Below are 26289 nucleotides of genomic sequence, written 5' to 3'. Positions count from 1 at the left end.
CTTCACTTGACGCTCACCTCACTGCCGCGGAATGCCGGGGCGGCGATCCTGGTGACCCAGCTGGGCACCTCCTCGGGCGACACGCCGTGCGCCGCACCGTAGATCGCGCCGAGCGTCTGCGACTCCTGCGGCGAGTACGCGGTGGTCGGCGTCTGCGGCCCGTACACCCTGTACTGCGGCTCCGGCATCTTGCCGATGTTCTGGTCGCCCGGATTGCGGCTGGGCGGCTGGTAGGAGCCGTCGTTGGCGGAGCCGTCGGTGTACTGGCCCGGATCGGTGCCCGGCGGATACATCGGAATGCACAGCGGCCCACGCGAATCGAACCAGCGCGGCTCGTCCTGATTGGGCACGTAGCGGCCGCGCGGGTTCACGATCGACACGCTCACCCGCGACCCCGGCAGATCGGTGCCCTTGCCGAAGATCTGGTCGATGCGCGGCTTGAGCTCCGCGAATCCGGCCAGCGCGCAGCTGTAGCTGGGCGAGTACTTGGCCAGCGCCTCCAGCGCGGGCCGCGAGTCCGCGGCCACGTCGATGATGTTGTCGCGGTTGGCCAGCAGGAAGTCCGCGGTGGTGGAGGCGCTCGGGGTGAGCGTCGCCAGCAGGGTGTCGACCTGCGAACGCTTCTGCACGATGGTGGCATTGGTGGTGCGCAGGTTGTCCAGCGCGTCCACCAGCTGCGGCGCCGCGGCCGCGTAGGTGGTGGCCACATCCGCGAGGCTCTTCAGATCCTGTTGCAGCGTCGGCATTTCGCCGTTGACCTGGGTGATGATGTCGTCGAGCCGGTCGACGGTCTTGCCCAGCTCCGTGCCCTGGCCCTGCAGCGCGTTGGACAGCGCGCCCAGCGTGGAGGACAGGTACTGCGGCGGAATCGCCTGCAGCAGCGGCAGAATGTGATCCAGCAGCTGGCTGACCTCGACGGCATTGCCGGTGGTGTCCTGATGCAGGGTGACGCCCGCGGTCAGATGCCCCTGCGGGTTGTCCGGCCACGTCAGGTCGATGTAGCGCTCGCCGAACAGCGTCTTGGGCAGCAGGCGCGCGGTCACATTGGCCGGGATCTCGCTCGCCTTGCCCGGATCGATGGCCAGGTCGAGGGTGACGTTCTTGCCGTCGTACTTGCTCGACCGCAACTCGCCCACGGTGACGCCGCGGACCTTCACATCCGCGTTGCGGGTCAAGGCGTTTCCGACGGTGTCGGTGATCAGGTTGACCCGCACCGCATCGGTGAACTGCTTGTTGTAGATGGCGATGGTGGTCCACAGGAACAGCGCCACCACGAGGAAGAACAGCACGCCGAGCGTGCGCTTGCGCAGCTTCTCCGTGGAGCGCCACAGCTCCACGTTCCTGGGGTTGCTCATCCGGCCACCCGCACCGTCGTGGTGGTGCCCCAAATGGCCAGGGAGAGGAAGAAGTCCAGCACGTTGATCAGCACGATGGCGGCGCGCACCGCGCGGCCCACGGCCACGCCCACGCCCGCGGGACCGCCGCTGGCGTTGTAGCCGTAGTAGCAGTGCACCAGGATGATCACGAACGCGAAGACGAGCACCTTCACGAACGAATAGAGCACGTCCTCGGGTGGCAGGAACAAGCTGAAGTAGTGGTCGTAGGAACCGCTCGACTGCCCGTTGAAGTAGATGCTGATCAACCGCGACGCCACGTAGGTGCCCAGCAGGCCGACCACGTACAGCGGGATCACCGCGAGGAAGCCCGCGATGGCGCGGGTGGTCACCAGGAACGGCACCGACGGCACCGCCATCACCTCGAGCGCGTCGATCTCCTCGGAGATGCGCATGGCGCCCAGCTGCGCGGTGAAGCCGCAGCCGACCGTCGCCGAAAGTGCCAGTGCCGCAACCAGGGGCGCAAGCTCACGGGTGTTGATGTAGCCGGTCAGGAAGCCGGTGAGGACACCGGAGCCCAGGGCGTCGAGGGCCTTGAAGCCCTGCAGGCCCACGACCACGCCGACCGAGGCCGACATGAACACGATCACGCCGATGGTGCCGCCGATGACCGCGAGCGCACCCGAGCCGAAGGTCACCTCGGCCAGCAGCCGCATGACCTCCTTGCGGAAGTGCAGGATCGTGCGCGGGATCGCGGCAATCGCCCTGGAGTAGAACGACATCTGGTCCCCGGCCCGATCGACCAGGTTGACCGGGGCCTCGAGGACCGGCTTCACCCGGCGCGCCGACCGGGAGAAAACGGTGGAACGCTGCGAAACGACCATGGGTCACGCGCCCTTTGCGGGGACGACCTGAAGGTAGATCAGGGTGAGAACCAGATTCAGGAAGAACAACACCAGGAACGTGATCACCACGGACTGGTTCACCGCGTCACCCACTCCTTTCGGTCCCCCCTTCGGATGCAAGCCCTTGTAGGCGGCGATGACGCCCGCCACGACACCGAAGATCAGCGCCTTGATCTCGCCGATGACCAGGTCGGGGATCTGCGCGAGAGCGGAGAAGGACGCGAGATACGCGCCCGGGGTGCCGCCCTGCAGACCCACGTTGAAGAAATAGCCGCCGCAGATGCCGACCACCGACACCAGGCCGTTGAGCAGGAAGGCGATCAGCATCATGCCGAGCACGCGCGGAACCACCAGGCGCTGAATGGGATCGATGCCCAGCACCTCCATGGCGTCGATCTCCTCGCGGATGGTGCGCGAGCCGAGATCGGCGGCCACCGCGGATCCGGCGGCGCCGGCGATGATCAACGCGGTCACCACCGGGGCGGCCTGCTGAACGGTGGCCAGCACGCTGGTCGCACCGGTGAAGTTCTCCGCGCCCAGCTGCTTGATGAGCGAACCGGTCTGCAGGGCCACCACGGCGCCGAACGGGATTGCCACCAGTGCGGCCGGGAGGATCGAGACACTCGCGATGAACCACGACTGCTCGATGAACTCCCGGATCTGGAAGGGCCGGCGGAACGTCTTGCGCAGCACGTCCAAGAAGAGTGCGAAGATGTTGCCGGCCTGGGCAAGTCCCGACTCGACCGGGGTGCGCAGTCGCGTCAGGGTGGGGTTCACGCCGCGTATGTTACCCGTTAGTCAGGTTCTGTCGAACCGTGGTGTCGTACCCGCCCTGGTAGGCGGGAATCACCTGCGTGTCGGGATCATCGCCGTTCTGCTCCATGGACTCCCGGATGGCCTCCTGGGCAGCCGGCGGCAGCTGGTGCATGATCTGGCGAACCCGCTCGCGGCGCCGCGCCACGGCGCCGCGCACGGGCATACCGGGCTGCGCCTTCATTTGCGGGATGATGCCCTCGACCTCTTCGGCGCCGCCGCTGTGGTGACCGGCGTCGAACATGGCCTGCTCGCGGGCCATCTGGGCTTCGTCCTTCTCCTCGGACATACCGATGGGGCCCTGCATGCGGCCGTTGAGGAACTGCTTGACCACCGGCTCCTCCGAGGTGAGCAGCACCTCGCGGGGGCCGAACATGACCAGGTTGCGGCGGAACAGCATGCCGATGTTGTCCGGCACGGTCCGGGCCAGGTTGATGTTGTGCGTGACGATCAGGATCGTCGCGTCGATCTGCGCGTTGATATCGATCAACAGCTGCGAGAGATAGGTCGTGCGAACGGGATCCAGACCCGAGTCCGGCTCGTCGACGAGAATGATCTGCGGGTCCAGCACCAGCGCGCGAGCCAGGCCGGCGCGCTTGCGCATACCACCGGAGATCTCACCGGGCAGCTTGCCCTCGGCGCCGAGCAGACCGGTCAGCTCGAGCTTCTCCATGACGATCTTCTTGATCTCGGATTCGCTCTTCTTGGTGTGCTCGCGCAACGGGAAGGCCGTGTTGTCGAACAGGTTCATGGACCCGAACAGCGCGCCGTCCTGGAACAGGACGCCGAACAGCTTGCGGATCTCGTACAGATCCTTGTTCGAGCAGGTGGTGATGTCGGTGCCGTCGATGTAGATCGAGCCCTTCTCCGGGCGGAGCAGGCCGATCAACGACTTCAGGAAGACGGACTTACCGGTACCCGACGGGCCGAGCAGAGCGCTGACTTCCCCCGGCGGCAGCGTCAGCGTGACGTCCTGCCAAATACGCTGGGAACCGAACGACTTCGTGATGCCTTCGGTCCTGACCTCGACGCCCACGCCAACCTCCACTTTCTCCGACGAGCGCCCTACATGTAACCGCAAGCCACAAAATTCGCGCGGTGTGGCGCATCACAGTAGGTTCGGCCACTGTATCGCATATATACCGTCTCGGACACCGGGACCTGACCGGTCGGTAGAAAGTTTCATTCGCGTGTCCCGATCACGGTGGAATCAAGGGAGAAGAATACGCGAAAAGAGCGGCCCCCCAATGGGAACCGCTCTTTTCACAACCGACGTGTCGCCCGGAATCCCGGTGATTGGGGAATCTCCCACCCATCCGGTTCGGGGCGAAGCCTGCTTCCTTTCGGGGGGTGCGGGGGTTGCCCCCGCATACCTCCCCCTCCGGGCGCCGGGTCGCCCCGGCGGATCTCCGTCTTACTTGACGGTGATCTTGGCGCCGGCCTCTTCGAGCTTCGCCTTGGCGGCCTCGGCGGCCTCCTTGTTGACCTTCTCCAGGATCGCCTTCGGGGCGCCCTCGACCAGGTCCTTGGCTTCCTTCAGGCCCAGGCCGGAGACGATCTCGCGAACGACCTTGATGACCTGGATCTTCTTGTCGCCGGCACCCTCGAGGATGACGTCGAACTCGTCCTGCTCCTCGGCGGCCTCGGCGGGGGCAGCAGCGCCACCGGCGGCGGCGACGGCGACCGGAGCAGCGGCGGTGACCTCGAACTTGTCCTCGAACGCCTTCACGAACTCGGACAGCTCCAGCAGGGTCATGCCGGCGAAGGTCTCGAGCAGCTCATCAACGTTGGCCATTGATATTTCCTTTCGGTAGTTCCGTCACCGCGCGGGCAGCGACGAATAGGTTTGGGGTAGTGACTTATTCGGCGTCGGCCGGAGCATCGGCGGCCGGAGCGGCAGCGCCACCCTCGGCTTCCTTCTTCTCCTGCAGCGCGGCCAGCAGGCGCGCGACCTGGTTGCCGGGAGCGGCGAACAGGCCGGCGGCCTTCGACAGGTTGCCCTTCATGGCACCGGCCAGCTTGGCCAGCAGCACCTCGCGCGACTCCAGGTCGGCGATGCGCTCGACCTCGGACACGGACAGCGCGGCGCCGTCCATGTAGCCGCCCTTGATGATGAGCGCCTTGTTGTCCTTGGCGAACGCCTTCAGCGCCTTCGCGGCGTCGACCGGCTCACCGGTGATGAAGGTGATAGCGGTCGGACCGACGAACAAGTCATCCAGGCCTTCCACGCCCGCCTCTGCGGCGGCACGCTTGACCAGGGTGTTCTTGGCGACGGAGTAGGTAGCGTTCGCGCCGAGCGCACGACGCAGCTCAGTGATCTTGCCGACCGACAGGCCACGGTATTCCGTGACGACCGTCGCCGTGGACGACTTGAACTGCTCAGTGATCTCCGCGACCGCGGTGACCTTCTCAGCCTTTGCCATACTTCGCCTCCTCTCTGGATGGTCGGTTCTCGTATGAACTACCGAGTTCCGCCACAGGGGCCGGCGACAAAGCTAACGCCCCGGTCGCAGAGCGAACCCGGGGCGCACAAGAAACGATCGCGATTGCTCGCGGTTTCCCGACCTCGGCTCTCCCTGCGTGGGTCGCCGGCAATATCGCCGGACCTTCGACTGCCTCGCGGCAGCAACCAACGGTCTTCGGTAGAACGATTGGGGGTGATCTTCGACAGTGGCTTCGAAAAGCCGTGACTTCGAAAAGCCGGTCGAGGACCGTCGTCCAATATAGCGGACGCGCATCTACCCAGCAAAATCGAGGTGGAATCCGGCTCCGAGCCCGCCGCGGCGGTCCAGATCCTCGAGGATGGCGGTGATCGACGAACTGCCGCCCCACACCCACTGATTGCCGATCAGCGCGTCGCCCGCGACCACCGGTGCTCCGGAGTCGCCGGGGAACTCGGGCACCGTGGTCACCAGGTAGGGGCCCATCGAGGTGAGCGTGGTGCCGCAGGTCCGGCCGCTGGTGTTGCCCTGTTTGCAGACCGGAGTTCCTTCCGGCGGCGGTGCGGCGATGCGGCGGATGGTCGTATCCCCCACCGTCGCAACGGGTTCCACCTTGTCTCGGTCGAAAACGATGACGGCGTAATCCAGTCCGACACCGTGCGGTCCGGGCGCGATCGGATTCCCGCCGCTGATGTAGTCCACCGTCCCGATCCGCTCCACCGCCGGGTCGAATCCGCCGCCGGCCACCGCCGACTGCGGATAGACCGCGTCTCCGACCCCGTGCCGCTGGCTCCCCGACGCGCAGTGCGCATTCGTGAGCCCCACCAGATTCCCCGCCGCATCCGACCCGATCGCGGTCAGCGTGCAGAAATGCACCAGCGCCACCGAGCCCACCGGCGCCCCCCACTGCAGGGCCACCCCCGTTCCCCCGCCCACCGGCACCCGCCCCGCCTCCGCGTGCGCCACGGAATCAACGGACATAGCGGTCACCAACGCCACCCCGAAAAGCATTGCCGCCGACCGATATCGGTTCATCACGCCTCCACCTCGGATGGACGATCACCCTCGTCCCATCCAAACCCCGCCCGCGCCCAACCCCGCGACCTCGATCGCTCCCCCGGTCGCCCGGCGTGTCGAGAACGCCACGCCGCACCCGGCGCGCGTTCGCCTACCCGCAGCAGGGCGTTACAACTCCCTGCCCCCAGAAAACATGGGTATTCATAGCGAGCATTTCACCGGCTACGTTCAACGCGTTCACCGAATCGGAGGTCCCCCCATGAGCCGAATGCTCACCAAAGCCCTTGCCGCCACCGCACTCTCGACCGCCCTGATCGGCATGGCCGCCACCCCCGCCACAGCGACCCCTGTGACGCCCGCCGCCCCCGCCCAATCCATCGCGGACTCCATCGCCGACTCCGGCTCCGCCTCAGGCTCCGCCCAACTCCTCAAAGTCCCCCTCTCCCTCCTCTACGTCCTCCTCTGCGGCATGTGGGCCTCCCCCTCCCCCAACCCCAACCCCCTCTGCAACACCCCGAACTCCGGCTCCGCCAACTAACCCCACCGAGGGCGGATCACCCCGCGCCGCGGGATCGATCTCAGAAAGCTCCACCATGCTCGTCAAATCCCTTGCCGCCGCGACCATTTCCGCCGCGCTGTGCGGCCTCGCGCTCACCCCCGCGAATGCCGCCCCTACTTCCGGTGCGGCCATCCCGGTCGCCGACTCCGGCTCGGGCGGCAGCTCCGGCTCCTCCGGCCTCTGGGCCGGATCCGCCAACATGCCCGGTCCGGGCGAAGTAGTCGTCGGCGGCCTCGCCGTCCTCTTCTGCACCCTCGGCGCCCTGGCCCCGGGCAGCAGCCACATCTGCACCATGGACCTCAACCCCCACGTCGGCTGACCACCCCGGCACCAACCGCCAAGGGCCAGCGCGATTCACCGCCCCAGTTGCGAGTCGCGAAGCACTCGGCCCCGCCAACCACCAAGGGCAGCGCGATTCACCGCCCCAACTGCGAGTCGCGAAGCACCCGGCCCCACCAACCACCAAGGGCAGCGCGATTCACCGCCCCAACTGCGAGTCGCGAAGCACCCGGCCCCACCAACCACCAAGGGCCAGCGCGATTTATCGCGCTGGCCCTTGTATGTTTTTGCGTCGCTACGCGATCGCGAAGAAGACTCAGTCCTCTTCGGCGAAGTTGCGGGTGCGGTTCGGATCCACCGGGATGCCCGGTCCGGTGTTCGTGGAGAACGTCACCTTCTTGACGTAGCGGCCCTTCGCGGTGGAGGGCTTGACACGCAGGATCTCGTCGAGCGCGGCGCCGTAGTTCTCGGCCAGCTTCGCATCGTCGAAGGAAGCCTTGCCGATCACGAAGTGCAGGTTGGCCTGCTTGTCGACACGGAAGTTGATCTTGCCGCCCTTGATGTCCTGAACGGCCTTGGTCACGTCGGGGGTGACGGTGCCGGTCTTGGGGTTCGGCATCAGACCGCGCGGGCCCAGGACACGCGCGATGCGACCGACCTTGGCCATCTGGTCCGGGGTCGCGATGGCGGCGTCGAAGTCCAGCCAGCCACCCTGGATGCGCTCGATCAGGTCCTCGGCGCCCACGGCGTCGGCACCGGCGGCCTCGGCCTCGGCGGCCTTGTCGCCGACGGCGAACACGATGACGCGGGCGGTCTTACCGGTGCCGTGCGGCAGGTTGACGGTGCCGCGGACCATCTGGTCGGCCTTGCGGGGATCGACGCCCAGACGGACGGCGACCTCGACGGTCGCGTCGGTCTTGGTGGTCGCGGTCTCCTTGGCCAGGCGCACGGCGCTCAGCGGGGAGTACAGCGCGGCGCGGTCGACCTTGGCGGCCGCCTCGAGATAAGCCTTGCTTCGTTTTGCCATGTTTGTCTGTCCTTGTCTAAGTCAGAAGTGGTGCGGGACAGGCGGTCCCTCCCACAGCGAGCTCGAAAGCTCTACTCCGCGATGGTGATACCCATCGAGCGGGCGGTGCCGGCGATGATCTTCGCCGCGGCGTCGATGTCGTTGGCGTTCAGGTCTTCCTGCTTGGTCTTGGCGATCTCACGGACCTGGTCCATGGTGATCTGCGCGACCTTGTTGCGGTGCGGCTCGGCCGAACCCTTCTGGATTCCCGCGGCCTTCAGCAGCAGACGCGCGGCGGGCGGCGTCTTCAGCTTGAAGTCGAACGAGCGGTCTTCGTAGACCGTGATCTCGACCGGGATGACGTTGCCGCGCTGCGACTCGGTCGCCGCGTTGTACGCCTTGCAGAACTCCATGATGTTGACGCCGTGCTGACCCAGCGCGGGGCCGACCGGCGGGGCCGGGTTAGCGGCACCGGCCTGGATCTGGAGCTTGATAAGCCCAGAGACCTTCTTCTTCTTCGGGGGCATCTTTCTTCCTTGGGTTAGGTTCCTTACGGATTCCCGTAAGCCTTATCCGGGATTCGCGTGCCTGGGGAAAGTCAAGTTTCGGCCCGAGGCACAACCCGGCAAGTCTACGTGAACGCAAAAAAGGCGGTGACACCGGGTGAAACCCGGGCCACCGCCTTCATGCGACTAGATCTTGGCGACCTGCGTGAAGGCCAGCTCGACCGGAGTCTCGCGGCCGAAGATCGAGACCAGCACCTTGAGCTTCTGCTGCTCGGCATTGACCTCGGAGATGCTGGCCGGGAGGGTGGCGAAGGGGCCGTCCATGACGGTGACCGACTCGCCGACCTCGAAGTCGACCTCGATGATCGGCTTGGTCAGCGGGGCGTCGCCGCCGGTGCTCGCCGCGGCGGCGGCAGCCGCGGTGGCCGGGGCCGCCTTCTTCTGCTGCGCGGCCGGGACCAGGAACTTCACGACCTCGGGGATGGTCAGCGGCGACGGGCGCGAGGTGGCGCCGACGAAACCGGTGACGCCGGGGGTGTTGCGCACCGCGCCCCAGGACTCGTCGTTGAGCTCCATGCGAACCAGGATGTAGCCCGGCAGCACCTTGCGGTTGACGTTCTTCTTCTGGCCGTTCTTGATCTCGGTGACCTCTTCGGTCGGCACCTCGACCTGGAAGATGTACTCCTCGAGACCGAGGTTCTGCACGCGGGTCTCGAGATTGGTCTTCACCTTGTTCTCGTAGCCGGCGTAGGAGTGCACGACATACCAGTCACCGGGGGCGCGACGCAGCGCGGCCGTCATCTCGGCCACCGGGTCGGCGGGCTCGTCGGTGATCTGGGCGGCGGGCCGGGCGGGCTCGTCCTCCTCGGCGTCGGCGGCGAACTCGCCGGCCTCGGCGGCGGTGAAGTCGTCGGCGGCGTCGGTGGCCTCAGCGTCGTCGGCGTCCGCGGCGGTCTCCTCGATCACCACGTCCTCCACCGGGAATTCCTCGGTTGTGCCGTTCTCCGGGGTGCTCACTGGGGCACTCGCTTTCTTGGTCGTCACGTAATCCTCTGCGCGCCGGGGCAATACGCCCGGCGGATGGTCCCGCTCCCCGCCTCTGCACGGGGGCCGGTCACCGGCTGCGACGGTCAGAGGCGGTCATCGTGCCGCCTAGCCGAAGAGCCAGCTGACACCCTTGATGAACGCCACATCCAACCCGCCGATGAACGCGATCACGAAGATCACGAACACCAGGACAACGCTCGTATAGGTGACCATCTGTTTGCGGTTGGGCCAGATGACCTTGCGTAGTTCCGCAACAACTTGCTTGAGGAACGTCCACAGGCTCACGAAGGGATTGGCCCGGCCGTCTTTTCCGGCCTTCTTGGCTTTGCCGGACTGCTTGGTGGTTGCCTTCGTCGGGGACGGCCGCTCGATGGTCGCGGTCGACGACGCGGCGCGTGCACGCCGGGCGGATCGCTTGCCGCTCGGCCGAGCCACCGCGGCGGTGTCATCGCCATCTTCGTGGCGAAGGTCCCGCTCCTCGTCGCGCACGTCGATCCTCTCTACGTCGGCATCCAGGGCAGGGGCGACAGGACTTGAACCTGCAACCTGCGGTTTTGGAGACCGCTGCTCTGCCAGTTGAGCTACGCCCCTTCGGCCGGACGGGGTTGGGTCCAGCCACTGTTCTTCTTCAGTTGTACACGGGGTTTCACACAACATACGCGCCGCTCCTCGGAGCAGCGCGCATCGGCTGGTGACCCCAGATTCCCGAGTCTACGTCACCCCGCGCGGCGATCGCCAATCGGGGTGGCGCAGCGTAGGTCGAATCCAGGGGCCTGGCCTGCCTGGTCGAGAGTCAGAACAGCTGGACGGTTGCGGTGGCGCGGCCGAAGATCTTGCGGCCCTCCGACTTCGCCACGATCGCGATCACCGCGGTGCGGGTCTCGGGGTCCACGGACTTCACCTTGCCGGTGTATTCGATCTCCGCCGGACGGTCGGCGGGGACGTAGACGGGGCTGGTGAAGCGGACGTTGTACTCCTTGACCGCGCCCGGGTCGCCGAGCCAGGAGGTGACGAAGCCGCCGCCCAGACCCATGGTCAGCATGCCGTGCGCCACAACGTTTTCCAGGCCGACCAGCTTCACGACGTCGTCGCTCCAGTGGATCGGGTTGGCGTCGCCGGAGACGCCGGCGTAGTTCACCAGGTCACCGCGGGTGAGCAGCACTGTGCGGGAGGGCAGTTCGTCCCCGGCGGCGATCTCCTCGAACCGGCGGGCGCGCGAGCTGGCCACCACGCGTCCGGTGCAGGCGAGTTCGACGGCCTGCTCGGGGGCGTCGATGGTGACGGGCTGGTCGGCGTCGGCGGCGTCCGGGCCGACGCCGTGCATGAGCACATTGCGCACGGCGTCACCGATATTGGGATCGATGTCACCGCCGCTGCGGCCGATCAGGGTGGTGTAGGTGGTGAGCACCAGCTCGTCGTTCTGGGCGACCACATCGTTGCGGGTGACGATGATGTCGCCGCCGAAGGCCTGCCGGAACGAGTGCAGGTAGACGATGCACGACAGCTGGTCGCCGGCCTTGATGGGCCGGTGGAACTCCAGGATCTGATCGGTCTGCATGATCTGGCTCAGGTCGTAGCCGGTGACGATCTGCTCGAAGAGCTTGCGCTGGGCCAGGATTCCGACCAGGGAGATGAAGGTGAGCGGGGCCACCAGGCTGTCGTGGCCGTAGCTGCGGGCGACGTCCTCGTCCCAGTGCACCGGGTGGTAGTCCTGCACGGCGCGGGCGTATTCACGCACCTTCTCGCGGCCGACCTCGTAGTAGTCGTCGACGCGGTAGTGGTAGCCGACCATCGCGGCGGCGTGCGCGGCGGGGTCGAAGGCCTCGGTGGAATCGAGCACGGCGGCCTCATTGATCTCGGTGTTGATCGTCACGGCAGGGAGTCCCTATCTGATCCTTCATCAGGATCGGGCGGAGCGCTGAACCACCGCTATATACACCAAGTGCCGGATCGGAGCCAATGTCCCTTTCCAAGAGACGATCTGACCAGCCGATCCGGCACTTCTTCCACGCGGTAGAGCGCGCGGGGTTAAGTTATCGAGATTCGCGGTGCGCCCGGTGGGTACCGCAGTTCGGGCAGAATTTCTTCAGCTCGAGGCGGTCCGGGTCATTGCGCCGGTTCTTCTTGGTGATGTAGTTACGGTGCTTGCACTGCTCGCAGGCCAAGGTGATCTTTGGCCGGATATCAGTGGACTTCGCGGCCACGATTTGCCTTCTTTCCGGTCAGCCTGATTGGAATATCAGTATGTAGCGATGGCCGGACTTGAACCGGCGACACAACGATTATGAGTCGTTTGCTCTACCGACTGAGCTACACCGCCATCGGTGCTGGGCTTGACGGCGGGAAGGTCCCGGTCCTGCGAGGAGAAGCCGAGTCGGTCACCACCGGCAATCCGGCGAGCCCCCTAACGGAATCGAACCGTTGACCTTTTCCTTACCATGGAAACGCTCTGCCGACTGAGCTAAGGGGGCGTGTCTGTCTTGCTCCGGTCTCGGCCGGGGCGCTGACGACTTGAACGAGATTACACAACACCCACCCGCACTACCAAACCGGGTGTTCAGAGCCGGTTTTCAGGACCAGAGAGGCGAGCGCGGCCGAGCCGTTGGATCCCGGCCAAGAGCACGCCGGGATGACGAGCAGACCGTCCCCGCACCCGCACCCCATCATTCCGCCGTGCCCGCATCCGTCATTCCGGCGTGCCCGCATCCGTCATTCCGGCGTGCCCGCATCCGTCATTCCGGCGTGCCCGCATCCGTCATTCCGGCGTGCTTTTGGCCGGAATCCACCCCGGAACGCACCGAACCCCGTGGACCGGAGTCCACGGGGTTCGTGTGTGGCAGATGTAGGATTCGAACCTACGTAGGCTTTCGCCGACGGATTTACAGTCCGCTCCCATTGGCCGCTCGGGCAATCTGCCGGGTTGCGCCTTGCGGCGCGGTGACGAGAATACATCCAACCCCCTCCCGCAATGCAAACCGGCTGGATATCGCCACGCCGCAGGGACTAGCGTCGGCGTTCGAACCCCAAAATTCCGATCTCGGACAAGGAGCACAAGCGTGGCCGATTCGTCGTTCGATGTGGTGAGCAAGATCGATCGCCAGGAGGTGGACAATGCGCTCAACCAGGCCGCCAAGGAGCTGAGCCAGCGCTACGACTTCCGCGGCACCGGCGCGAGCATCGAATGGTCGGGCGAGGAGAAGATCATTCTGAGCGCCGAGTCCGAGGACCGGGTGAAGGCGGCGCTGGATGTGTTCAAGGAGAAGCTGATTCGCCGCGACATCTCGCTCAAGGCGTTCGACGCCGGCGATCCGCAGGCGTCCGGGAAGGTGTACAAGATCACAGGCACCCTGGTGCAGGGGATCACCACCGAGAACGCGAAGAAGATCGCCAAGAAGATCCGTGACGAGGGGCCCAAGAGCGTGAAGGCGCAGATTCAGGGCGAGGAGTTGCGGGTCAGCAGCAAGAACCGCGACGACCTGCAGGCCGTCATCGCCCTGCTCAAGGGTGGCGACTTCGACATCGCCCTGCAGTTCGTCAACTACCGCTAGGAGCGGCGACGAGGGTGGGGGCTACGCCCCCACACCCCCAAAAAAAGGGAAATCGGGGCCTGGCCCCGAACCCCCAAGTGGCATCCGGCCCGGTAGCGGCATCCGGCCCGGTAGTAGCCCCCATTCCACGCTCCGGCGCTAGTAGCCCCCTTCAGTAGCGGCGGGGGCCGCCGGCCATTTCTTCCAGGCGGGCGATGCGGTCTTCCATGGGCGGGTGGGTGGAGAACCAGCGGGCCATCTTGTCGCCGTTGCGGAACGGGTTGGCGATCATGAGGTGGGACTGCGCCGTCAATTGCGGCTCGGGGGGCAGGGGGGCGGCTTGGGTGCCGCGTTCGAGTTTGCGCAGGGCGGAGGCGAGGGCCAGGGGGTCGCCGGTGAGTTCGGCGCCGTCCTGGTCGGCCTGGTATTCGCGGGAGCGGGAGACGGCCAGTTTGATGAGCGAGGCCGCGATCGGGCCGAGCAGCGAAACCAGCAGAATGCCAATGACATTCGGGCCCTCACCATCGCGGTTGCCGCCGAAGATCCCGGCGAAGAAGGCGAGGTTGGCCAGGCCGGAGATGACCGAGGCGAGGGCGCCGGCGACCGAGGAGATCAGGATGTCGCGGTTGTAGACGTGCGAGAGTTCGTGGCCGAGCACGGCCCGCAGTTCGCGTTCGTCGAGGATCTGCAGGATGCCGGTGGTGCAGCAGACCGCCGCGTTGCGCGGATTGCGGCCGGTGGCAAAGGCATTGGGCGCGTTGGTGGGACTGATGTAAAGGCGCGGCATGGGTTGCCGTGCGGCCGTGGCCAACTCGCGCACGATGCGGTACATCACCGGCGCTTCGAGTTCCGTCACCGGTTGCGCGTGCATGGCCCGCAACGCCAGCTTGTCGCTGTTGAAGTACGCGTACGCGTTCATCCCGACGGCCAGCAGAATCGCGATGATCAGAATCGTGGGGCTCCGGAACAACGCCCCGGCGAACACGATCAACGCCGACATACCCACCAAGAGCCCGAACGTCTTCAACCCGTTCGCATAACCATGCCCATGCATAAACGGTCTCCTTCTGACGCCCCCTCATCGCTGAGTCACACGAGGTCAACGATAGAGCCGTGGGTTCGAGTTCCCTGTCAGCCGACGCGTTCGATGGTGTAGCGGACCAGTTGTTCGAGGGCCTCGTTGGCGGGGCCGCCGGGGAGGGCGGAGAGTTCGGCGTGGGCGATGTCGGCGTAGCCGTGGAGTTTCTCCTTGGCCAGGACCAGGCCACGGGAGCGGGACAGCAGGTAGAGGGCTTCCTCGACCTCGGCGTCGGTCTGCAGCGGCTGGGCGAGCAGTTTGCGCAGGCGGTCGCCTTCGGCGCCCTCGTCGCGCAGGGCGTAGAGGACGGGCAGGGTGTGGACGCCCTCGCGCAGGTCGGTGCCCGGGGTCTTGCCGGACTGCTCGGACACCGAGGAGATGTCGATGATGTCGTCGGCGATCTGGAAGGCGGTGCCGACGGCGTCGCCGAGGCGGGCCAGGCGTTCCACGTGGTCGGTGTCGGCGCCGGAGAAGGTGCCGCCGAAGCGGCCCGCGGCGGCGATCAGCGAGCCGGTCTTCTCCCACACCACGCGCAGGTAGTGCTCGACCGGGTCCTGGGATTGCCGGGCGCCGATGGTCTCTCGCATCTGGCCGGTGACCAGTTCGGCGAAGGTCTCGGCGATGATGCGCACCGCGTCGGGGCCGAGGGTGGAGACCAGGCGGGAGGCGTGGGCGAACAGGTAGTCACCGGCGAGGATGGCGACGCTGTTGCCCCAGCGCGAGTTCACGCTGGGCGCCCCGCGCCGCATGGACGCCTCGTCCATGACGTCGTCGTGGTAGAGCGTGGCCAGGTGCACCAGTTCCACGACGGTGCCGGCGGTGATCAGATCCGGGCTGGTCGGGTTGGGACCGAGCTGGCCGGTGAGGATGGTGAACAGCGGGCGGAAGCGCTTGCCGCCGGCCTTGGCGAGATGCAGCGCCGCTTCCTGCAGGAACTCCTCGCCGTCGGACAGCTCGGTGATCAGCAGATCCTCGACCTCGATCAGGCCCTTGCGCACTGTGGCGGCGAGCTCGGGATCACCCAGATCCACCCCCGCGACCACGGTGCTCTCATCGCTCACAGCTGATGCGCTCATTTCATCTCCCAGTGCCGCGTCCGACCCCACGCCAAAGAACCTAGCGTGTGGACCGATAACCCCCTATGGACACCACCGTAGTGCGATGAACGAAACACTCGCCACGCGGAAACTTCAACGCGGCCGGCCTCGAGGCAAATATGCGCGGCCGGTGATGTGCTGCAAGTATTGACGCCATGCGCTCACCGGATGACGACTTCCGTACACCGCACCAGCAGGTTCGTGGCCCGTCTCGTTCTGGACTGAGCGGAGCGGAGGAGCGAAGCGGAGGAGCGGAGGGAGGGAAGAACGAGACCTCCACGGCACCCACCTCCCTGGGCCTGCCCGCGAACCCCGCCCGGAGCGAAGCGGAGGGCAAATCCGACCCAGTATTGCCCTCGCACGCCGATGTGCTGGTGGTCGGCGCGGGTCCCGCCGGGTCCGCGGCCGCCGCCTGGGCGGCGCGTGCCGGGCGTGATGTGCTGCTCGCCGATTCCGCGGTGTTCCCGCGCGACAAGACCTGCGGTGACGGCCTGACGCCGCGCGCGACCGCCGAGCTGGAGCATCTCGGGCTGGGTGACTGGGTGCGGGCGCACACGGTCAATCGGGGCCTGCGGATGGCCGGGTTCGGGCGGGAGGCGCTGCTGCCCTGGCCGGACGGCTCGTTCCCGACGTACGGAAGTGCCGTCCCGCGAACCGAACTCGACGACAAGCTGCGCGAGACCGCGGTGAAATCGGGGGCGCGCATGGTGGACGGCGCCAAGGTGGTGGAGGTGGCCCGCGAGGGCGATCGCGTCACCGGCGTGACGATCAAGACCGACGCGGGCCTGCGCGCGGTGTCGTGCCGGACGCTGATCGTGGCCGACGGCGTGCGCTCGCCGGTCGGAAAGATGCTGGGCCGCACCTGGCATCGCCAGTACGCGTACGGGACCGCGGCGCGCGCCTACATCAAATCCGAACGCAGTGACGACGAGTGGATCACCTCGCATCTGGAATTGCGGGATGCCGACGGACAATTGATTCCCGGATACGGCTGGGTGTTCCCGCTCGGGAATGGCGAGGTGAATATCGGTGTCGGTTCGCTGGCCACCGAAAAACGCCCCTCGCATATCGCGTTGAAACCGCTCTTGCAGCACTATGTCTCGCAGCGCCGCGCGGAATGGGGTTTCGAGGGCGAGGCGCGGGCGGTGGCGTCGGCGCTGCTGCCGATGGGCGGCGCGGTCTCGAACCTGGCGGGCCGCAACTGGGCGCTGCTGGGCGACGCGGCCGGATGCGTGAACCCGCTCAACGGCGAGGGCATCGACTACGGGCTGGAGGGCGGGCACATGCTCGCCGGCATCCTGGATCAGCCGGATCTGACCCACCTCTGGCCGCAGCTGCTGCGGGAGCGCTACGGCCGCACCTATTCGGTGGCGCGGCGGCTGGCGGGCCTGGCCACCCATCCGCGCACGGTGCCGCTGGGCGGGCCGCCGATGATGCGCTCGAAGCTGTTGCAGCGCACCGCGGTCCGGGTGATGGGCAATCTGGTCACCGACGAGGATCTGGACCTGACGGCCCGGCTGTGGCGGGGCGCGGGCCGGGCGTCGCTGCGTTTCGACAAGATTCGGCCGTTCTCGTGACCGGCCGGCCGGTTCCCGAGCAATTGCTGCCGCATTTGCGGCGAGCACGGGATCTGGCCGACCGGCAGTACGCGGAGCCGCTGGATCTGGATGCGCTGGCGGCGGCCGCGGGGGTGTCGAAGTATCACTTCCTGCGATGTTTCGCGGCCACGTACGGCAAGACGCCCGCGGTATATCTGGCCGAGCGCCGGATCGAGCGGGCGCAGGATCTGTTGCGCGCCACCAATATCACGGTGACCGAGACCTGCATGATGGTCGGCTACACCAGTCTCGGATCGTTCAGCCGCAAATTCACCGAACTGGTCGGGATGTCGCCCTCGGAGTATCAAGCGAAGTTCGCTGCCGAGGGCGCACCCCATATCCCGGGTTGCTACGTCTTCATGCACGGTCTCTCGGATCGGAAACCGCTTTAGCGCGGCGGCAGTACGTGCAGGCCGGTCTTGTCGGTCGAGAGCGCCAGCGAGCTGATGTACTGGATCTCGCCCTCGGGTCCCGGCACCGCGGAGGCGATCATGTCGGGGCGCTCGAATTCCATGCCGGTGACCGCGCAGGTCAGCGTCTCGCCCGACGGGTTGCCGTGCGCGTCGAACATGTCCAGCTCGATGCCGTCATGATCGCGGCGCAGGTAGTAGCGGCCCTTGGTGAGGATCGCGGTCGCCGGCGTGGCGAGGAACGAAACCACCACGGCCACAATGGGTGAGTACGGCTTCAGGGTCTCGCCGAACAGTCCGAAGAACGTCGCGATGGACAGCGCCGCCGACAGCCCGAAGCCGACCAGCCCGACCGGATTGAAGTCGTAGAGCATGCCGCGCCGGAACTCCGGCTGCTTGGGCGAGATCTTCAGCACGTACTTGTTGATCGCGATATCCGTTGCGACGGTGACGATCCAGGCGATGCCGCAGTTGGCGTAGAAGCCGAGAATATTGTTGAGGAAGTCGAACATGTTGGCTTCCATCAGGATCAGCGCGATCGTGAGGTTCAGGCCGAGGAACACGATGCGGCCCGGATAGGTCTTGGTGACGCGGGTGAAGGAGTTGGTCCACGCCAGCGAACCCGAATACGCGTTGGTCACATTGATTTTGATCTGGCTGATCACGACCAGCGCCACCGCCAGCGTCATGGCCAGCCAGGACGGCATCATGTCGCGGTAGATCTCGAGGAACTGGTGCACCGGCTGGTTGGCGATGTCCTGCGCGCCGGGCAGGCTCGCGATCAGGTAGACCGCCAGGAACAGGCCGACGACCTGCTTGATCGCGCCGAACAGCACCCAGCCGGGTCCGGCCAGCAGCATCCAGCCCCACCACTTGCGGGCGTTCTCGGGGGTCCGGGGCGGCATGAAGCGCAGGTAGTCGATCTGCTCGGCGATCTGGGCGATGAGCGACAGGCAGACGCCGGCGGCGAGCAGCGCGCCCGACAGGCTCACGCCCTTGCCGTCCTGGCCGCCGTAGGCCAGGAAGGAGCCCACCGAATCCGGGTGGCGCACCAGCAGGAACCCGAAGGGCAGCACCATCAGGATCAGCCACAGCGGGGTGGTCCAGACCTGCAGCTTGGCCAGGGTGTTCATGCCGTAGATGACCAGCGGGAAGATCATCACCGTGGACACCAGGTAGCCGAGCGGAACCGGCACGTGCAGGCCGAGTTTCAGGCCCTGCGCCATGATCGAGCCCTCGAGCGCGAAGAAGATGAAGGTGAAGGAGGCGAACACGATGTTCGTCACCACCGAGCCGTAGTACCCGAAGCCGCTGCCGCGGGTGATCAGGTCCAGGTCGATGTTGTAGCGGGCCGCGTAGTAGGCCAGCGGGAAGCCGGTCAGCATGACCACGAGGGCGAAGATGCCGATGCCCAGCAGCGCGTTGCCGGTGCCGTTGGCGATGCCGATGTTCGCGCCGATGGAGAAGTCGGCCAGGTAGGCGATGCCGCCCAGCGCGGAGACGCCGACCACCGCCGGACTCCATTTGCGGTAGCTGCGGGGCGCGAACCGCAGCGTGTAATCCTCCAGCGTCTCCTTGGACGCGGCGACCGCATGGGCCGCGGGTGTTTCGACCTGAACCACCGGCACTCCTCGTTCGGGCTCGTCACGAGCTTGTTCCGGTGTCGAGGGTGGTCAGCGAATGTTGATCATGGCTTTCCGGTCCATTGCGCGGGTGTTACGTCCGGCTCACCGAGGTTCCGAGTGTGTGAACTCAGCAATTTCGGAGAAGCGGACGACTCGAGGCGGTCCATAGCCTGGGGGCATGACGATCATCTCGAATGTCTCGCTCGTGACCGTGTACGTGCACGACCAGACCGAATCCAAGCGCTGGTACATCGACAACCTGGGTTTCGTGGAACGGTCCGACATCACCATGGGCGACAACGGTTTCCGCTGGGTCACGGTGGCCCATCCGGATCATCCGGAGCTGGAGGTCACCCTCATGGTGCCCGGTCCCCCGCTCACCGACGATCTGGCCGAGGCCATCCGCCGCTCCCTGGCCAACGGCACCCACGGCGCGCTCGGCTTGCGAACCGAGAACTGCCAGAAGGCTTTCGAGGAATTGAGCGCCAAAGGCGTCGAGTTCATCCAGCCGCCCGCCGAACGCCCCTACGGCGTGGAAGCCATCCTCCGCGACAACTCCGGCAACTGGCTGGTCCTGGTCGAGAACCGCGAATTCAGTGTCTAATTTGCCCTTCGCTTCGCTCCGGGCGGGTTCGCGGCCCTGCAAGCTCGATTCTTCCCTCCTCCGCTCCTCCGCTTCGCTCCCCCGCTCCGTCGGTCCAGAATCGAGCCGGGCCGCGAACTGCGAGTGAACTTTTCGAGTGTGGATGCGGGACCACCCCCGCATCCACTCTCCCGGGATCAGGCGTTCTGCGCGGCGAACCAGGATTCGACGGACTTGCGCTCGCTGTTCATGACCTTCTTGAGCAGGTTCTCGACCAGCGGTTCGATGGCCCCGCCCACCAGCGGGACCTTCACGTCGACGGTGCCGGTGGCCTCGATCTCGGAACCCTCGGCGGTGGGCCGCAATTCGAACGCGCCCGCCATCTCGGTGGTGATGCCGCCGGAGCGGCCGGTGAAGCCGCCCTTGGCGACACCGTCGGTGAGCGGACCCCAGGTGTCGGTGCGCTCGAGCTCCAGCTCGCTCTTGAGGACCTTCTTGACGATGCCGGGAATCTGGTCTTCGGGCGCTTTTTCGGTCATATGGATCTCGATGGTGCCGGGGCCGTCCGGGTGGGTGAGCTCCAGCGTGGCGGTGCTCGCGTCGGCGAAGCGGGCCTGCCACATCTCGTCGTTGGTGAGTGCCCGGTGAAGATCTTCGACCGGAACGCTGTACTGCACGGTGAAGCTGAATTTTCGGGACATGGCGAAGACCGTAGCTCAGCGATGGAATAGCCTGCTGAAGTGTCGGAAACTAGCCAGTCTGATAGCGCTGAACAGCGAAAGACGGTGCGGTGGCGGCGGGCCCGGATCGGGGTCGTGATCGCCGCGGCCACCGTCAGCTTCCTGGCCGTGCTGCTGGTGCTGGCGGCCTGGCGCGACGACCATCTGATCAACTCCGACAAGGGCGTGACCAGTGCCGAAGTCCTCTCCGCGGGCACCCTGCGCTCGGCGGTCATCTTCGTCACCCCCGACGGCCAGACCCACAACCCCAAAACCGGCGTCCTGTATCCGACAAAACTGACCGTCGGGGAACGCATCAATGTCGAATACCGGCGCAGCGATCCCGATCTCGTCCGGGTGGCGGGCCGCGACGCCCGCGTCGCGATCATCCCGGCCCTGTCGGTCATCGTCGTCGCCTGGGCCATCGCCCTGCCGACACTGTGGCTGCTCGGCTCCCGTCCGACGGTGTGGCTGGGCGCACTGCGGAGTCGCATCCGAACTAGGCTCGGGGAGTAGACAGTCCACCCACCCACCCACAAGGTTCGCGGCCCGTCTCGTTCTGGACTGAGCGGAGCGGAGGAGCGAAGCGGGGGAGCGGAGGGAGGGAAGAACGAGACCTCCAGGGCCGCGAACCCGCCCGGAGCGAAGCGGAGGGCAAAATTAACAGAGCATCGTTTCGGGCCCAGCTGGACAAGCAGCCGCGCGATGTGGCGTCCATGTTCGATGGCGTCGCCAAGCGGTACGACCTGACCAATACCGTGATCTCCATGGGTCAGGACAAGTACTGGCGCTGGGTGACTCGCAAGGCGCTGGACCTGCGCCCGGGGGAACGGGTGCTGGATCTGGCGGCGGGAACCGGTGTTTCGACCGTCGACCTGGCCAAGTCGGGGGCGTGGGTGCTGGCGGCCGACTTCTCGCAGGGCATGTTGAGCGCCGGCCGGCATCGCAATGTGCCGATGGTGGCCGCCGACGCCATGGCGCTGCCGTTCGCCGACGACTCCTTCGACGCGGTGACCATCGCCTACGGTCTGCGCAATGTGGCCGACCCGGATCAGGGGCTGCGCGAGATGCTGCGGGTCACCAAGCCGGGCGGCCGGCTGGTGGTGGCGGAGTTCTCCACCCCGACCTGGGAGCCGTTCCGGACCATCTACATGGAGTACCTGATGAAGGCGCTGCCGCGGGTGGCGACGGCGGTCTCCAGCAATCCGGACGCCTACGTGTATCTGGCGGAGTCGATCCGGGAGTGGCCGAATCAGCCGCAGCTGGCGCTGCGCATCGCGGACGCGGGCTGGTCGGCGGTGAAGTGGCGCAATCTGTCCGGGGGCGCGGTGGCGCTGCACCGGGCCTACAAGCTGGGTTGACGCGCTGTGGCCTTGCTCACGGCAAGGCCCTGACCTGGCCTCACCGCCGCTGAAACCGGCTGTGAGGTCGAATGTCATCTGACGATAACGTTCGGTAAATCGCCCGCAACCCGGGCTGGTTTAACTCGGAACCATGCCGGATCAGTCCACGCCCCCGACGAGCACCCGAACCGCGTGCTCGTACTGCGGGGTGGGCTGCGGCATCACCGTCGAGACCAGGCCGGACGCGCGCGGGCTGCCCGTGATCACCAAGGTCAAGGGCGACCGGGAGCATCCGGTCAATGCCGGGCGGCTGTGCACCAAGGGCGCGACGCACGCCGAACTCATGGCCGCGCCCGGCCGCATGGAGACCGCCTACCGCCGGCCCGAGCGCGGGCAGCCGCCGGTGCCGCTGCCGGTCGACGAGGCCATTCACGAAGCCGCCGAACGGCTTCGGGTGATTCTCGACACGAACGGACCGGACGCCATCGCGCTGTACGTGTCCGGGCAATTGTCGATCGAGGCCCAGTACCTCGCCACCAAGCTCGCCAAGGGCCACCTGCGGACCGTGCACATGGAGGCGAATTCGCGGTTGTGCATGGCCAGCGCGGCGAGCGGCTACAAGCTCTCGCTCGGTGCGGACGGGCCGCCCGGCTCCTACGACGACCTCGACCACGCCGACCTGTTCTTCGTGATCGGCGCGAACCTGGCCGACTGCCATCCGATCCTGTTCCTGCGCATGGCCGATCGGCTCAAGGCGGGCGCGAAACTGATCGTGGTGGATCCGCGGCGCACCGACACCGCCGCCCGCGCCGACCTGTTCCTGCAGATCCGGCCCGGCACCGACCTCGCCCTGCTCAACGGGCTGCTGCACCTGCTGGTCGACAACGGCGACATCGACGCCGAGTTCATCGCCGAGCACACCGACGGCTGGGACGGGATGCCGGAATTCCTGGCCGACTATCGGCCCGGGTACGTGGCCGAGGTGACGGGGCTGGCGGAGGCCGAAATCCGCACCGCCGCCGCGTGGATCGGCGCGGCGGGCGAATGGATGTCGCTGTGGACCATGGGCATCAACCAGTCCACCCACGGCACCTGGTCGACCAACGCCCTGATCAACCTGCACCTGGCCACCGGGGCCATCTGCCGCCCCGGCAGCGGGCCGTTCTCGCTGACCGGGCAGCCCAATGCCATGGGCGGGCGCGACATGGGATACATGGGACCGGGACTGCCGGGCCAGCGCAGCGTGCTGTCGGCGGCGGACCGGGCCTTCGCCGAGGAGCGGTGGGGGCTGGCGCCCGGCACCATTCGCGACGAGGCCGGGCCCGGATCCATCGAGATGTTCCGCGGGCTGGCCGACGGCCGAATCAAGGCCGCCTGGATCATCTGCAGCAATCCCGTTGCCTCCATGGCGAATCGGCGCACCGTCATCGCCGGACTCGAGGCGGCCGAGCTGGTGATCGCCCAGGACGTGTACACCGACACCGCCACCAACGCCTACGCCGATCTGCTGCTGCCCGCCACGCTATGGGCCGAATTCGATGGCGTGCAGGTGAATTCGGAGCGCAATCTGACCCTGCTGCGCCGCTCGGTCGAACCGATCGGCGACGCCCGGCCGGACTGGCAGTTGATCGCGCAGCTGGCCTCCGCGCTCGGCTTCCCCGGCTTCGACTACGCCTCCAGCGCCGAGATCTTCGACGAGCTGCGGCAATTCACCAATCCCGCCACCGGCTACGACCTGCGCGGCATCGATTACGAGCTGCTCGCCGACGGGCCCGCCCAGTGGCCGTGCCCCGATCCGGCGCAGCGCCGCAACCCGATTCGCTACCGCAACGACGGCGTCAGCCAGACGCTGTACACCGACGCACACGGCCACACCCCGCGGCTGGCCTTCCCCACCCCCACCCGCAGGGCCGTCTTCTGGCCGCGCCCGCACCTGCTGCCCGCGGAAATGCCCGACGCGGACCACCCCTTCGTCCTCAATACCGGCCGCCTGCAACACCAGTGGCACACCATGACCAAAACCGGGAAGGTGGCGAAACTGACCAAGCTCAACGGCTCCCCCTTCCTCGAGGTGCACCCCGACGACGCCGCGACCCTCGGAGTCCGCGAGGGCGATCAGCTCGAAATAGCCTCCCGTCGCGGCCGCGCCGTCCTCCCCGTCCGCATCACCGACCGCGTGCTGCCCGGCACCTGCTTCGCCCCCTTCCACTGGAACGACGAACAGGGCGAATACCTCACGATCAACGCCGTCACCAACGACGCGGTCGATCCGATCTCGCTGCAACCGGAGTTCAAAGCCTGCGCGGTCCGCCTGCGCAAGGTCGCGGCGCTGAGCGATACCGGCGCCACCGAACCGATTTCCGCCCAGCACTTGTCGAGTGCACCGGCTGCGACCGGTCCGCATCCACTGGCGGTCATCTTGGGTTTGGACGGCGGCAGCGCGCCGACGCTGAGCGAGGTCGAGCAGATCTACCTGAGCGGGTATCTCGCCGCGTTGCAGAGTCTGCCCGTGAGCGGTGTTCCCGTGCTGCCGGAGACGGCGCCGATCTCCGCGCGTAGCCGGGTGTGGATCGACGGGTTGTTGGGCGGAATGTACTCGCGTGGGCCGCAACCCCATTCGCTCGGGGCCGCCGGCGAGGCGGGCGGATCGGTCGCGGCGGATCAGCCCGAGCCTGCGAGCGGTGCCGGCTCCTCGGCGGCGACGCGCACCGTGACCGTGCTGTGGGCCTCGCAGACCGGGACGGCCGAGGATCTGGCCGCGGCGCTGACCAGCTTCTTGGTCGATACGGGCATCGAGCCCCGCCTGCTGGACATGGATTCGGCTGAGCTGTCCGATCTTTCGGGCGATGTCCTGGTCGTCACCAGCACCTTCGGTGACGGCGGCCCACCCGACAACGGGGCCGATTTCTGGGAACGCTTGAACGACAGCGTCATTCGCTTGACCGGTACGCGCTTCGCGGTCTTCGCACTGGGCGACTCGTCCTACGACGACTTCTGCGGACACGGACGCAAGCTGGACGAACTGTTCGCCACACGCGGCGCAGTCCGGCTGCTCCCCCGCGTGGACAGCGAGCCGGATCACGAGGACCTTTCCGCGGCCTGGTTCGACGCGGTGGCGGAGATCCTCGCCGGCCCGGTCGTCCGCGACGGGTCACCCGGCCCGGCATTCCCGAGCGCGGCGCTGAATTCGCCCGCGCGCACCGCCACCGCTGTCGCCCCGGACCGGGCACGACTCCGCGAGGCTGCGCCGTTCAGCCGGAATTCTCCGGTGCCGGCGAAATTAGCGCGCAACGAACTGCTTTCGCGACCGGGATCCGGGAAAGAGGTGCGGCAGTTCGGGTTCGATCTGTCCGGGCTGGAGGCCACCTACGAGGTAGGCGATTCGCTCGGGATCCGGCCAGCCAATTGTGAACGGCTGGTGGCGGAGTGGCTGGAGGTCACCGGACTGGACGGCGGGCGCCTGGTCGAGGTCGACGGGGGCGAGGTCACCCTCGCGGAGGCTTTGCGGACGCAGTACGACATCACCCGGGTGAGCGGGGATCTGCTGGGGTTCGTGAACGAGCACAACGGCAGTCAGCGATTGGCGAAGCTGTTGCGGCGGGACAATCGCAATGAGCTGGACGGATACCTGTGGGATCGGCAGGCCGTCGACGTCCTGCGGGATTTCCCGGTGCGGGCCGACCTGGTCGAGTGGCTGGGGGCGTTGAAAAAGCTGCAGCCGCGCCAGTATTCGATTTCCTCCAGCCCGCTGGTGAGCCCGCACGAGGTGCAGCTGACGGTGGGCGTGGTGCGGTACGGGGATCCGGCGGGCATCGGTTCGCCGGCGCGCCGCGGCGGGGTGTGCTCGACCTTCCTGGCCGACCGCGCCGACGCCCCGGTGCCGATCTACCTGCAACGCGCGCCGCATTTCCGGCCGCCGCTGGATCCGACCGCGCCCATGATCATGGTGGGTCCGGGCACGGGCATCGCCCCGTTCCGGGGTTTCCTCCAGGAGCGCCGGGCCCTGGGCTGCACCGGCCGCAACTGGCTGTTCTTCGGCGATCAGCACGCCAAGGACAATTTCTACTACCGCGCCGAACTCGAGGACATGTTCCGCTCGGGGTTCCTGACCCGGCTGGATCTGGCGTTCTCGCGCGATCAGCGGGAGCGGATCTACGTGCAGCACCGCATGATCGAGCACGGCGCGGAATTGTGGGCGTGGCTGCGGGAGGGCGGCCATTTCTACGTGTGCGGCGATGCCGCCCGCATGGCCAAGGACGTGGACGACACCCTGCTGCGGATCGCCCGCATTCACGGCAAGTTGAGCGAGGACGGCGCGCTGGCGTTCAAGAAGCAACTGGTCGCCGAGAAACGCTATGTGCGCGATGTCTACTGAGCGGTAGCGATTCCGCTCCCGGCTAAT

Annotated in this window: 26 protein-coding genes and 4 tRNA genes; 9 read left to right on the top strand and 21 right to left on the bottom strand. The window is 66.9% G+C overall.

The window, feature by feature from the left end:
- Positions 1–2 precede the first annotated feature (2 nt).
- From D7D52_RS06750 to D7D52_RS06720, 7 genes are all read right to left on the bottom strand, one after another.
- Positions 3–1355 carry an MCE family protein gene (locus tag D7D52_RS06750; RefSeq protein ID WP_120735530.1) on the bottom strand — a complete coding sequence of 451 codons (1353 nt, stop codon included), beginning with the start codon at positions 1353–1355 and terminating at the stop codon, positions 3–5.
- Positions 1352–2218: an MlaE family ABC transporter permease gene (locus D7D52_RS06745; RefSeq protein ID WP_120735529.1), complete on the bottom strand. Its 867-nt coding sequence runs from the start codon at positions 2216–2218 to the stop codon at positions 1352–1354. Before D7D52_RS06745 ends, D7D52_RS06750 begins: the two co-directional genes overlap by 4 nt.
- Before the next feature lie 3 nt (positions 2219–2221).
- On the bottom strand, positions 2222–3016 hold the full coding sequence (locus D7D52_RS06740; RefSeq protein ID WP_120735528.1) for an MlaE family ABC transporter permease: 795 nt from the start codon (positions 3014–3016) through the stop codon (positions 2222–2224).
- 10 nt (positions 3017–3026) lie between these two features.
- Positions 3027–4088: an ABC transporter ATP-binding protein gene (locus D7D52_RS06735; RefSeq protein WP_187703120.1), complete on the bottom strand. Its 1062-nt coding sequence runs from the start codon at positions 4086–4088 to the stop codon at positions 3027–3029.
- 378 nt (positions 4089–4466) lie between these two features.
- On the bottom strand, positions 4467–4847 hold the full coding sequence (gene rplL / locus D7D52_RS06730) for a 50S ribosomal protein L7/L12 (protein WP_120735526.1): 381 nt from the start codon (positions 4845–4847) through the stop codon (positions 4467–4469).
- 64 nt (positions 4848–4911) lie between these two features.
- The gene (gene rplJ / locus D7D52_RS06725; protein WP_120735525.1) at positions 4912–5475 is read right to left on the bottom strand and encodes a 50S ribosomal protein L10; all 564 of its coding nucleotides are present in this window, start codon (positions 5473–5475) and stop codon (positions 4912–4914) included.
- A 315-nt stretch (positions 5476–5790) separates the two neighbouring features.
- Positions 5791–6474 (bottom strand): chymotrypsin family serine protease, encoded by a 684-nt coding sequence (locus D7D52_RS06720; protein ID WP_162958184.1) that lies wholly within the window; start codon positions 6472–6474, stop codon positions 5791–5793.
- A 295-nt stretch (positions 6475–6769) separates the two neighbouring features.
- On the opposite strand from D7D52_RS06720, the gene D7D52_RS06715 reads away from it, so the two are divergent.
- Positions 6770–7048: a hypothetical protein gene (locus D7D52_RS06715; RefSeq protein WP_162958183.1), complete on the top strand. Its 279-nt coding sequence runs from the start codon at positions 6770–6772 to the stop codon at positions 7046–7048.
- 55 nt (positions 7049–7103) lie between these two features.
- A complete protein-coding gene (locus D7D52_RS06710; protein WP_120735522.1) occupies positions 7104–7388 on the top strand; it encodes a hypothetical protein in 285 nt (94 codons plus the stop codon).
- Positions 7389–7664: 276 nt separating this feature from the next.
- On the opposite strand, the gene rplA is transcribed toward D7D52_RS06710, so the two are convergent.
- The 10 genes from rplA to D7D52_RS06660 form a co-directional block, all read right to left on the bottom strand.
- A complete protein-coding gene (gene rplA, locus D7D52_RS06705) occupies positions 7665–8375 on the bottom strand; it encodes a 50S ribosomal protein L1 (protein WP_120735521.1) in 711 nt (236 codons plus the stop codon).
- A gap of 71 nt (positions 8376–8446) precedes the next feature.
- Positions 8447–8881 (bottom strand): 50S ribosomal protein L11, encoded by a 435-nt coding sequence (gene rplK / locus D7D52_RS06700; protein ID WP_120735520.1) that lies wholly within the window; start codon positions 8879–8881, stop codon positions 8447–8449.
- Between the two features lie 165 nt (positions 8882–9046).
- The gene (nusG, locus tag D7D52_RS06695; protein ID WP_120735519.1) at positions 9047–9877 is read right to left on the bottom strand and encodes a transcription termination/antitermination protein NusG; all 831 of its coding nucleotides are present in this window, start codon (positions 9875–9877) and stop codon (positions 9047–9049) included.
- A 135-nt stretch (positions 9878–10012) separates the two neighbouring features.
- Positions 10013–10396 carry a preprotein translocase subunit SecE gene (gene secE / locus D7D52_RS06690; protein ID WP_162958182.1) on the bottom strand — a complete coding sequence of 128 codons (384 nt, stop codon included), beginning with the start codon at positions 10394–10396 and terminating at the stop codon, positions 10013–10015.
- Positions 10397–10425: 29 nt separating this feature from the next.
- Positions 10426–10498: transfer RNA gene (locus tag D7D52_RS06685), tRNA-Trp, on the bottom strand.
- 202 nt (positions 10499–10700) lie between these two features.
- Positions 10701–11699: a fused (3R)-hydroxyacyl-ACP dehydratase subunits HadA/HadB gene (locus D7D52_RS06680; RefSeq protein WP_120743873.1), complete on the bottom strand. Its 999-nt coding sequence runs from the start codon at positions 11697–11699 to the stop codon at positions 10701–10703.
- A 241-nt stretch (positions 11700–11940) separates the two neighbouring features.
- The gene (rpmG, locus tag D7D52_RS06675) at positions 11941–12111 is read right to left on the bottom strand and encodes a 50S ribosomal protein L33 (protein WP_029925945.1); all 171 of its coding nucleotides are present in this window, start codon (positions 12109–12111) and stop codon (positions 11941–11943) included.
- Positions 12112–12154: 43 nt separating this feature from the next.
- Positions 12155–12227 (bottom strand) — tRNA-Met (locus D7D52_RS06670).
- 78 nt (positions 12228–12305) lie between these two features.
- A tRNA-Thr gene (locus D7D52_RS06665) sits at positions 12306–12378 on the bottom strand.
- A gap of 363 nt (positions 12379–12741) precedes the next feature.
- Positions 12742–12824, bottom strand: a tRNA-Tyr gene (locus D7D52_RS06660).
- Positions 12825–12963: 139 nt separating this feature from the next.
- On the opposite strand from D7D52_RS06660, the gene D7D52_RS06655 reads away from it, so the two are divergent.
- Entirely contained in the window at positions 12964–13455 is a 492-nt protein-coding gene (locus D7D52_RS06655) for a YajQ family cyclic di-GMP-binding protein (RefSeq protein ID WP_162958181.1), read from the top strand.
- 151 nt (positions 13456–13606) lie between these two features.
- Here D7D52_RS06655 and htpX read toward each other — a convergent pair whose 3' ends face one another.
- Positions 13607–14488, bottom strand: a complete 882-nt coding sequence (gene htpX / locus D7D52_RS06650) for a zinc metalloprotease HtpX (protein ID WP_120735516.1) — start codon at positions 14486–14488, stop codon at positions 13607–13609.
- 77 nt (positions 14489–14565) lie between these two features.
- Positions 14566–15588 (bottom strand): polyprenyl synthetase family protein, encoded by a 1023-nt coding sequence (locus D7D52_RS06645; protein WP_120735515.1) that lies wholly within the window; start codon positions 15586–15588, stop codon positions 14566–14568.
- Between the two features lie 371 nt (positions 15589–15959).
- Between D7D52_RS06645 and D7D52_RS06640 the strand changes: the two genes are divergently transcribed.
- Positions 15960–17186 (top strand): geranylgeranyl reductase family protein, encoded by a 1227-nt coding sequence (locus D7D52_RS06640; protein ID WP_120735514.1) that lies wholly within the window; start codon positions 15960–15962, stop codon positions 17184–17186.
- Positions 17183–17599 (top strand): helix-turn-helix transcriptional regulator, encoded by a 417-nt coding sequence (locus D7D52_RS06635; protein WP_120735513.1) that lies wholly within the window; start codon positions 17183–17185, stop codon positions 17597–17599. The genes D7D52_RS06640 and D7D52_RS06635 overlap by 4 nt, the downstream gene beginning before the upstream one ends.
- Here the strand turns inward: D7D52_RS06635 and D7D52_RS06630 are convergent.
- Complete coding sequence (locus D7D52_RS06630; RefSeq protein WP_120735512.1) at positions 17596–19245, bottom strand: purine-cytosine permease family protein; 1650 nt, start codon at positions 19243–19245, stop codon at positions 17596–17598. The two genes, D7D52_RS06635 and D7D52_RS06630, sit on opposite strands and share 4 nt — an antisense overlap.
- Positions 19246–19426: 181 nt before the next feature.
- Between D7D52_RS06630 and D7D52_RS06625 the strand changes: the two genes are divergently transcribed.
- Positions 19427–19846: a VOC family protein gene (locus tag D7D52_RS06625; protein WP_120743872.1), complete on the top strand. Its 420-nt coding sequence runs from the start codon at positions 19427–19429 to the stop codon at positions 19844–19846.
- Between the two features lie 176 nt (positions 19847–20022).
- Here the strand turns inward: D7D52_RS06625 and D7D52_RS06620 are convergent, their stop codons facing one another.
- Positions 20023–20526 carry a DUF2505 domain-containing protein gene (locus D7D52_RS06620; RefSeq protein ID WP_120735511.1) on the bottom strand — a complete coding sequence of 168 codons (504 nt, stop codon included), beginning with the start codon at positions 20524–20526 and terminating at the stop codon, positions 20023–20025.
- A gap of 84 nt (positions 20527–20610) precedes the next feature.
- Between D7D52_RS06620 and D7D52_RS06615 the strand changes: the two genes are divergently transcribed.
- The 3 genes from D7D52_RS06615 to D7D52_RS06605 all read left to right on the top strand — a co-directional run bounded on the left by D7D52_RS06615 (position 20611) and on the right by D7D52_RS06605 (position 26262).
- Positions 20611–21060, top strand: coding sequence for a DUF3592 domain-containing protein (locus D7D52_RS06615; protein ID WP_120735510.1), 450 nt, complete (start codon positions 20611–20613; stop codon positions 21058–21060).
- Positions 21061–21203: 143 nt separating this feature from the next.
- Complete coding sequence (locus tag D7D52_RS06610) at positions 21204–21905, top strand: demethylmenaquinone methyltransferase (protein WP_281279221.1); 702 nt, start codon at positions 21204–21206, stop codon at positions 21903–21905.
- 133 nt (positions 21906–22038) lie between these two features.
- Positions 22039–26262, top strand: a complete 4224-nt coding sequence (locus tag D7D52_RS06605; RefSeq protein ID WP_120735509.1) for a bifunctional nitrate reductase/sulfite reductase flavoprotein subunit alpha — start codon at positions 22039–22041, stop codon at positions 26260–26262.
- Positions 26263–26289 lie beyond the last annotated feature (27 nt).

Origin of the sequence: Nocardia yunnanensis (genome assembly GCF_003626895.1) — a bacterium.
Taxonomy (GTDB): Bacteria; Actinomycetota; Actinomycetes; order Mycobacteriales; family Mycobacteriaceae; genus Nocardia; species Nocardia yunnanensis.
This window is presented reverse-complemented; position numbering and strand designations above follow the sequence as displayed.

Bases quoted from the DNA above. Each gene is read 5' to 3' on its own strand.
- D7D52_RS06750 (WP_120735530.1), bottom strand. From the start codon at position 1,355: ATGAGCAACCCCAGGAACGTGGAGCTGTGGCGCTCCACGGAGAAGCTG.
- D7D52_RS06745 (WP_120735529.1), bottom strand. From the start codon at position 2,218: ATGGTCGTTTCGCAGCGTTCCACCGTTTTCTCCCGGTCGGCGCGCCGG.
- rplL (WP_120735526.1), bottom strand. From the start codon at position 4,847: ATGGCCAACGTTGATGAGCTGCTCGAGACCTTCGCCGGCATGACCCTG.
- rplJ (WP_120735525.1), bottom strand. From the start codon at position 5,475: ATGGCAAAGGCTGAGAAGGTCACCGCGGTCGCGGAGATCACTGAGCAG.
- D7D52_RS06720 (WP_162958184.1), bottom strand. From the start codon at position 6,474: ATGTCCGTTGATTCCGTGGCGCACGCGGAGGCGGGGCGGGTGCCGGTG.
- D7D52_RS06715 (WP_162958183.1), top strand. From the start codon at position 6,770: ATGAGCCGAATGCTCACCAAAGCCCTTGCCGCCACCGCACTCTCGACC.
- D7D52_RS06710 (WP_120735522.1), top strand. From the start codon at position 7,104: ATGCTCGTCAAATCCCTTGCCGCCGCGACCATTTCCGCCGCGCTGTGC.
- rplA (WP_120735521.1), bottom strand. From the start codon at position 8,375: ATGGCAAAACGAAGCAAGGCTTATCTCGAGGCGGCCGCCAAGGTCGAC.
- rplK (WP_120735520.1), bottom strand. From the start codon at position 8,881: ATGCCCCCGAAGAAGAAGAAGGTCTCTGGGCTTATCAAGCTCCAGATC.
- D7D52_RS06680 (WP_120743873.1), bottom strand. From the start codon at position 11,699: ATGGTCGGCTACCACTACCGCGTCGACGACTACTACGAGGTCGGCCGC.
- htpX (WP_120735516.1), bottom strand. From the start codon at position 14,488: ATGCATGGGCATGGTTATGCGAACGGGTTGAAGACGTTCGGGCTCTTG.
- D7D52_RS06645 (WP_120735515.1), bottom strand. From the start codon at position 15,588: ATGAGCGCATCAGCTGTGAGCGATGAGAGCACCGTGGTCGCGGGGGTG.
- D7D52_RS06620 (WP_120735511.1), bottom strand. From the start codon at position 20,526: ATGTCCCGAAAATTCAGCTTCACCGTGCAGTACAGCGTTCCGGTCGAA.
- D7D52_RS06605 (WP_120735509.1), top strand. From the start codon at position 22,039: ATGCCGGATCAGTCCACGCCCCCGACGAGCACCCGAACCGCGTGCTCG.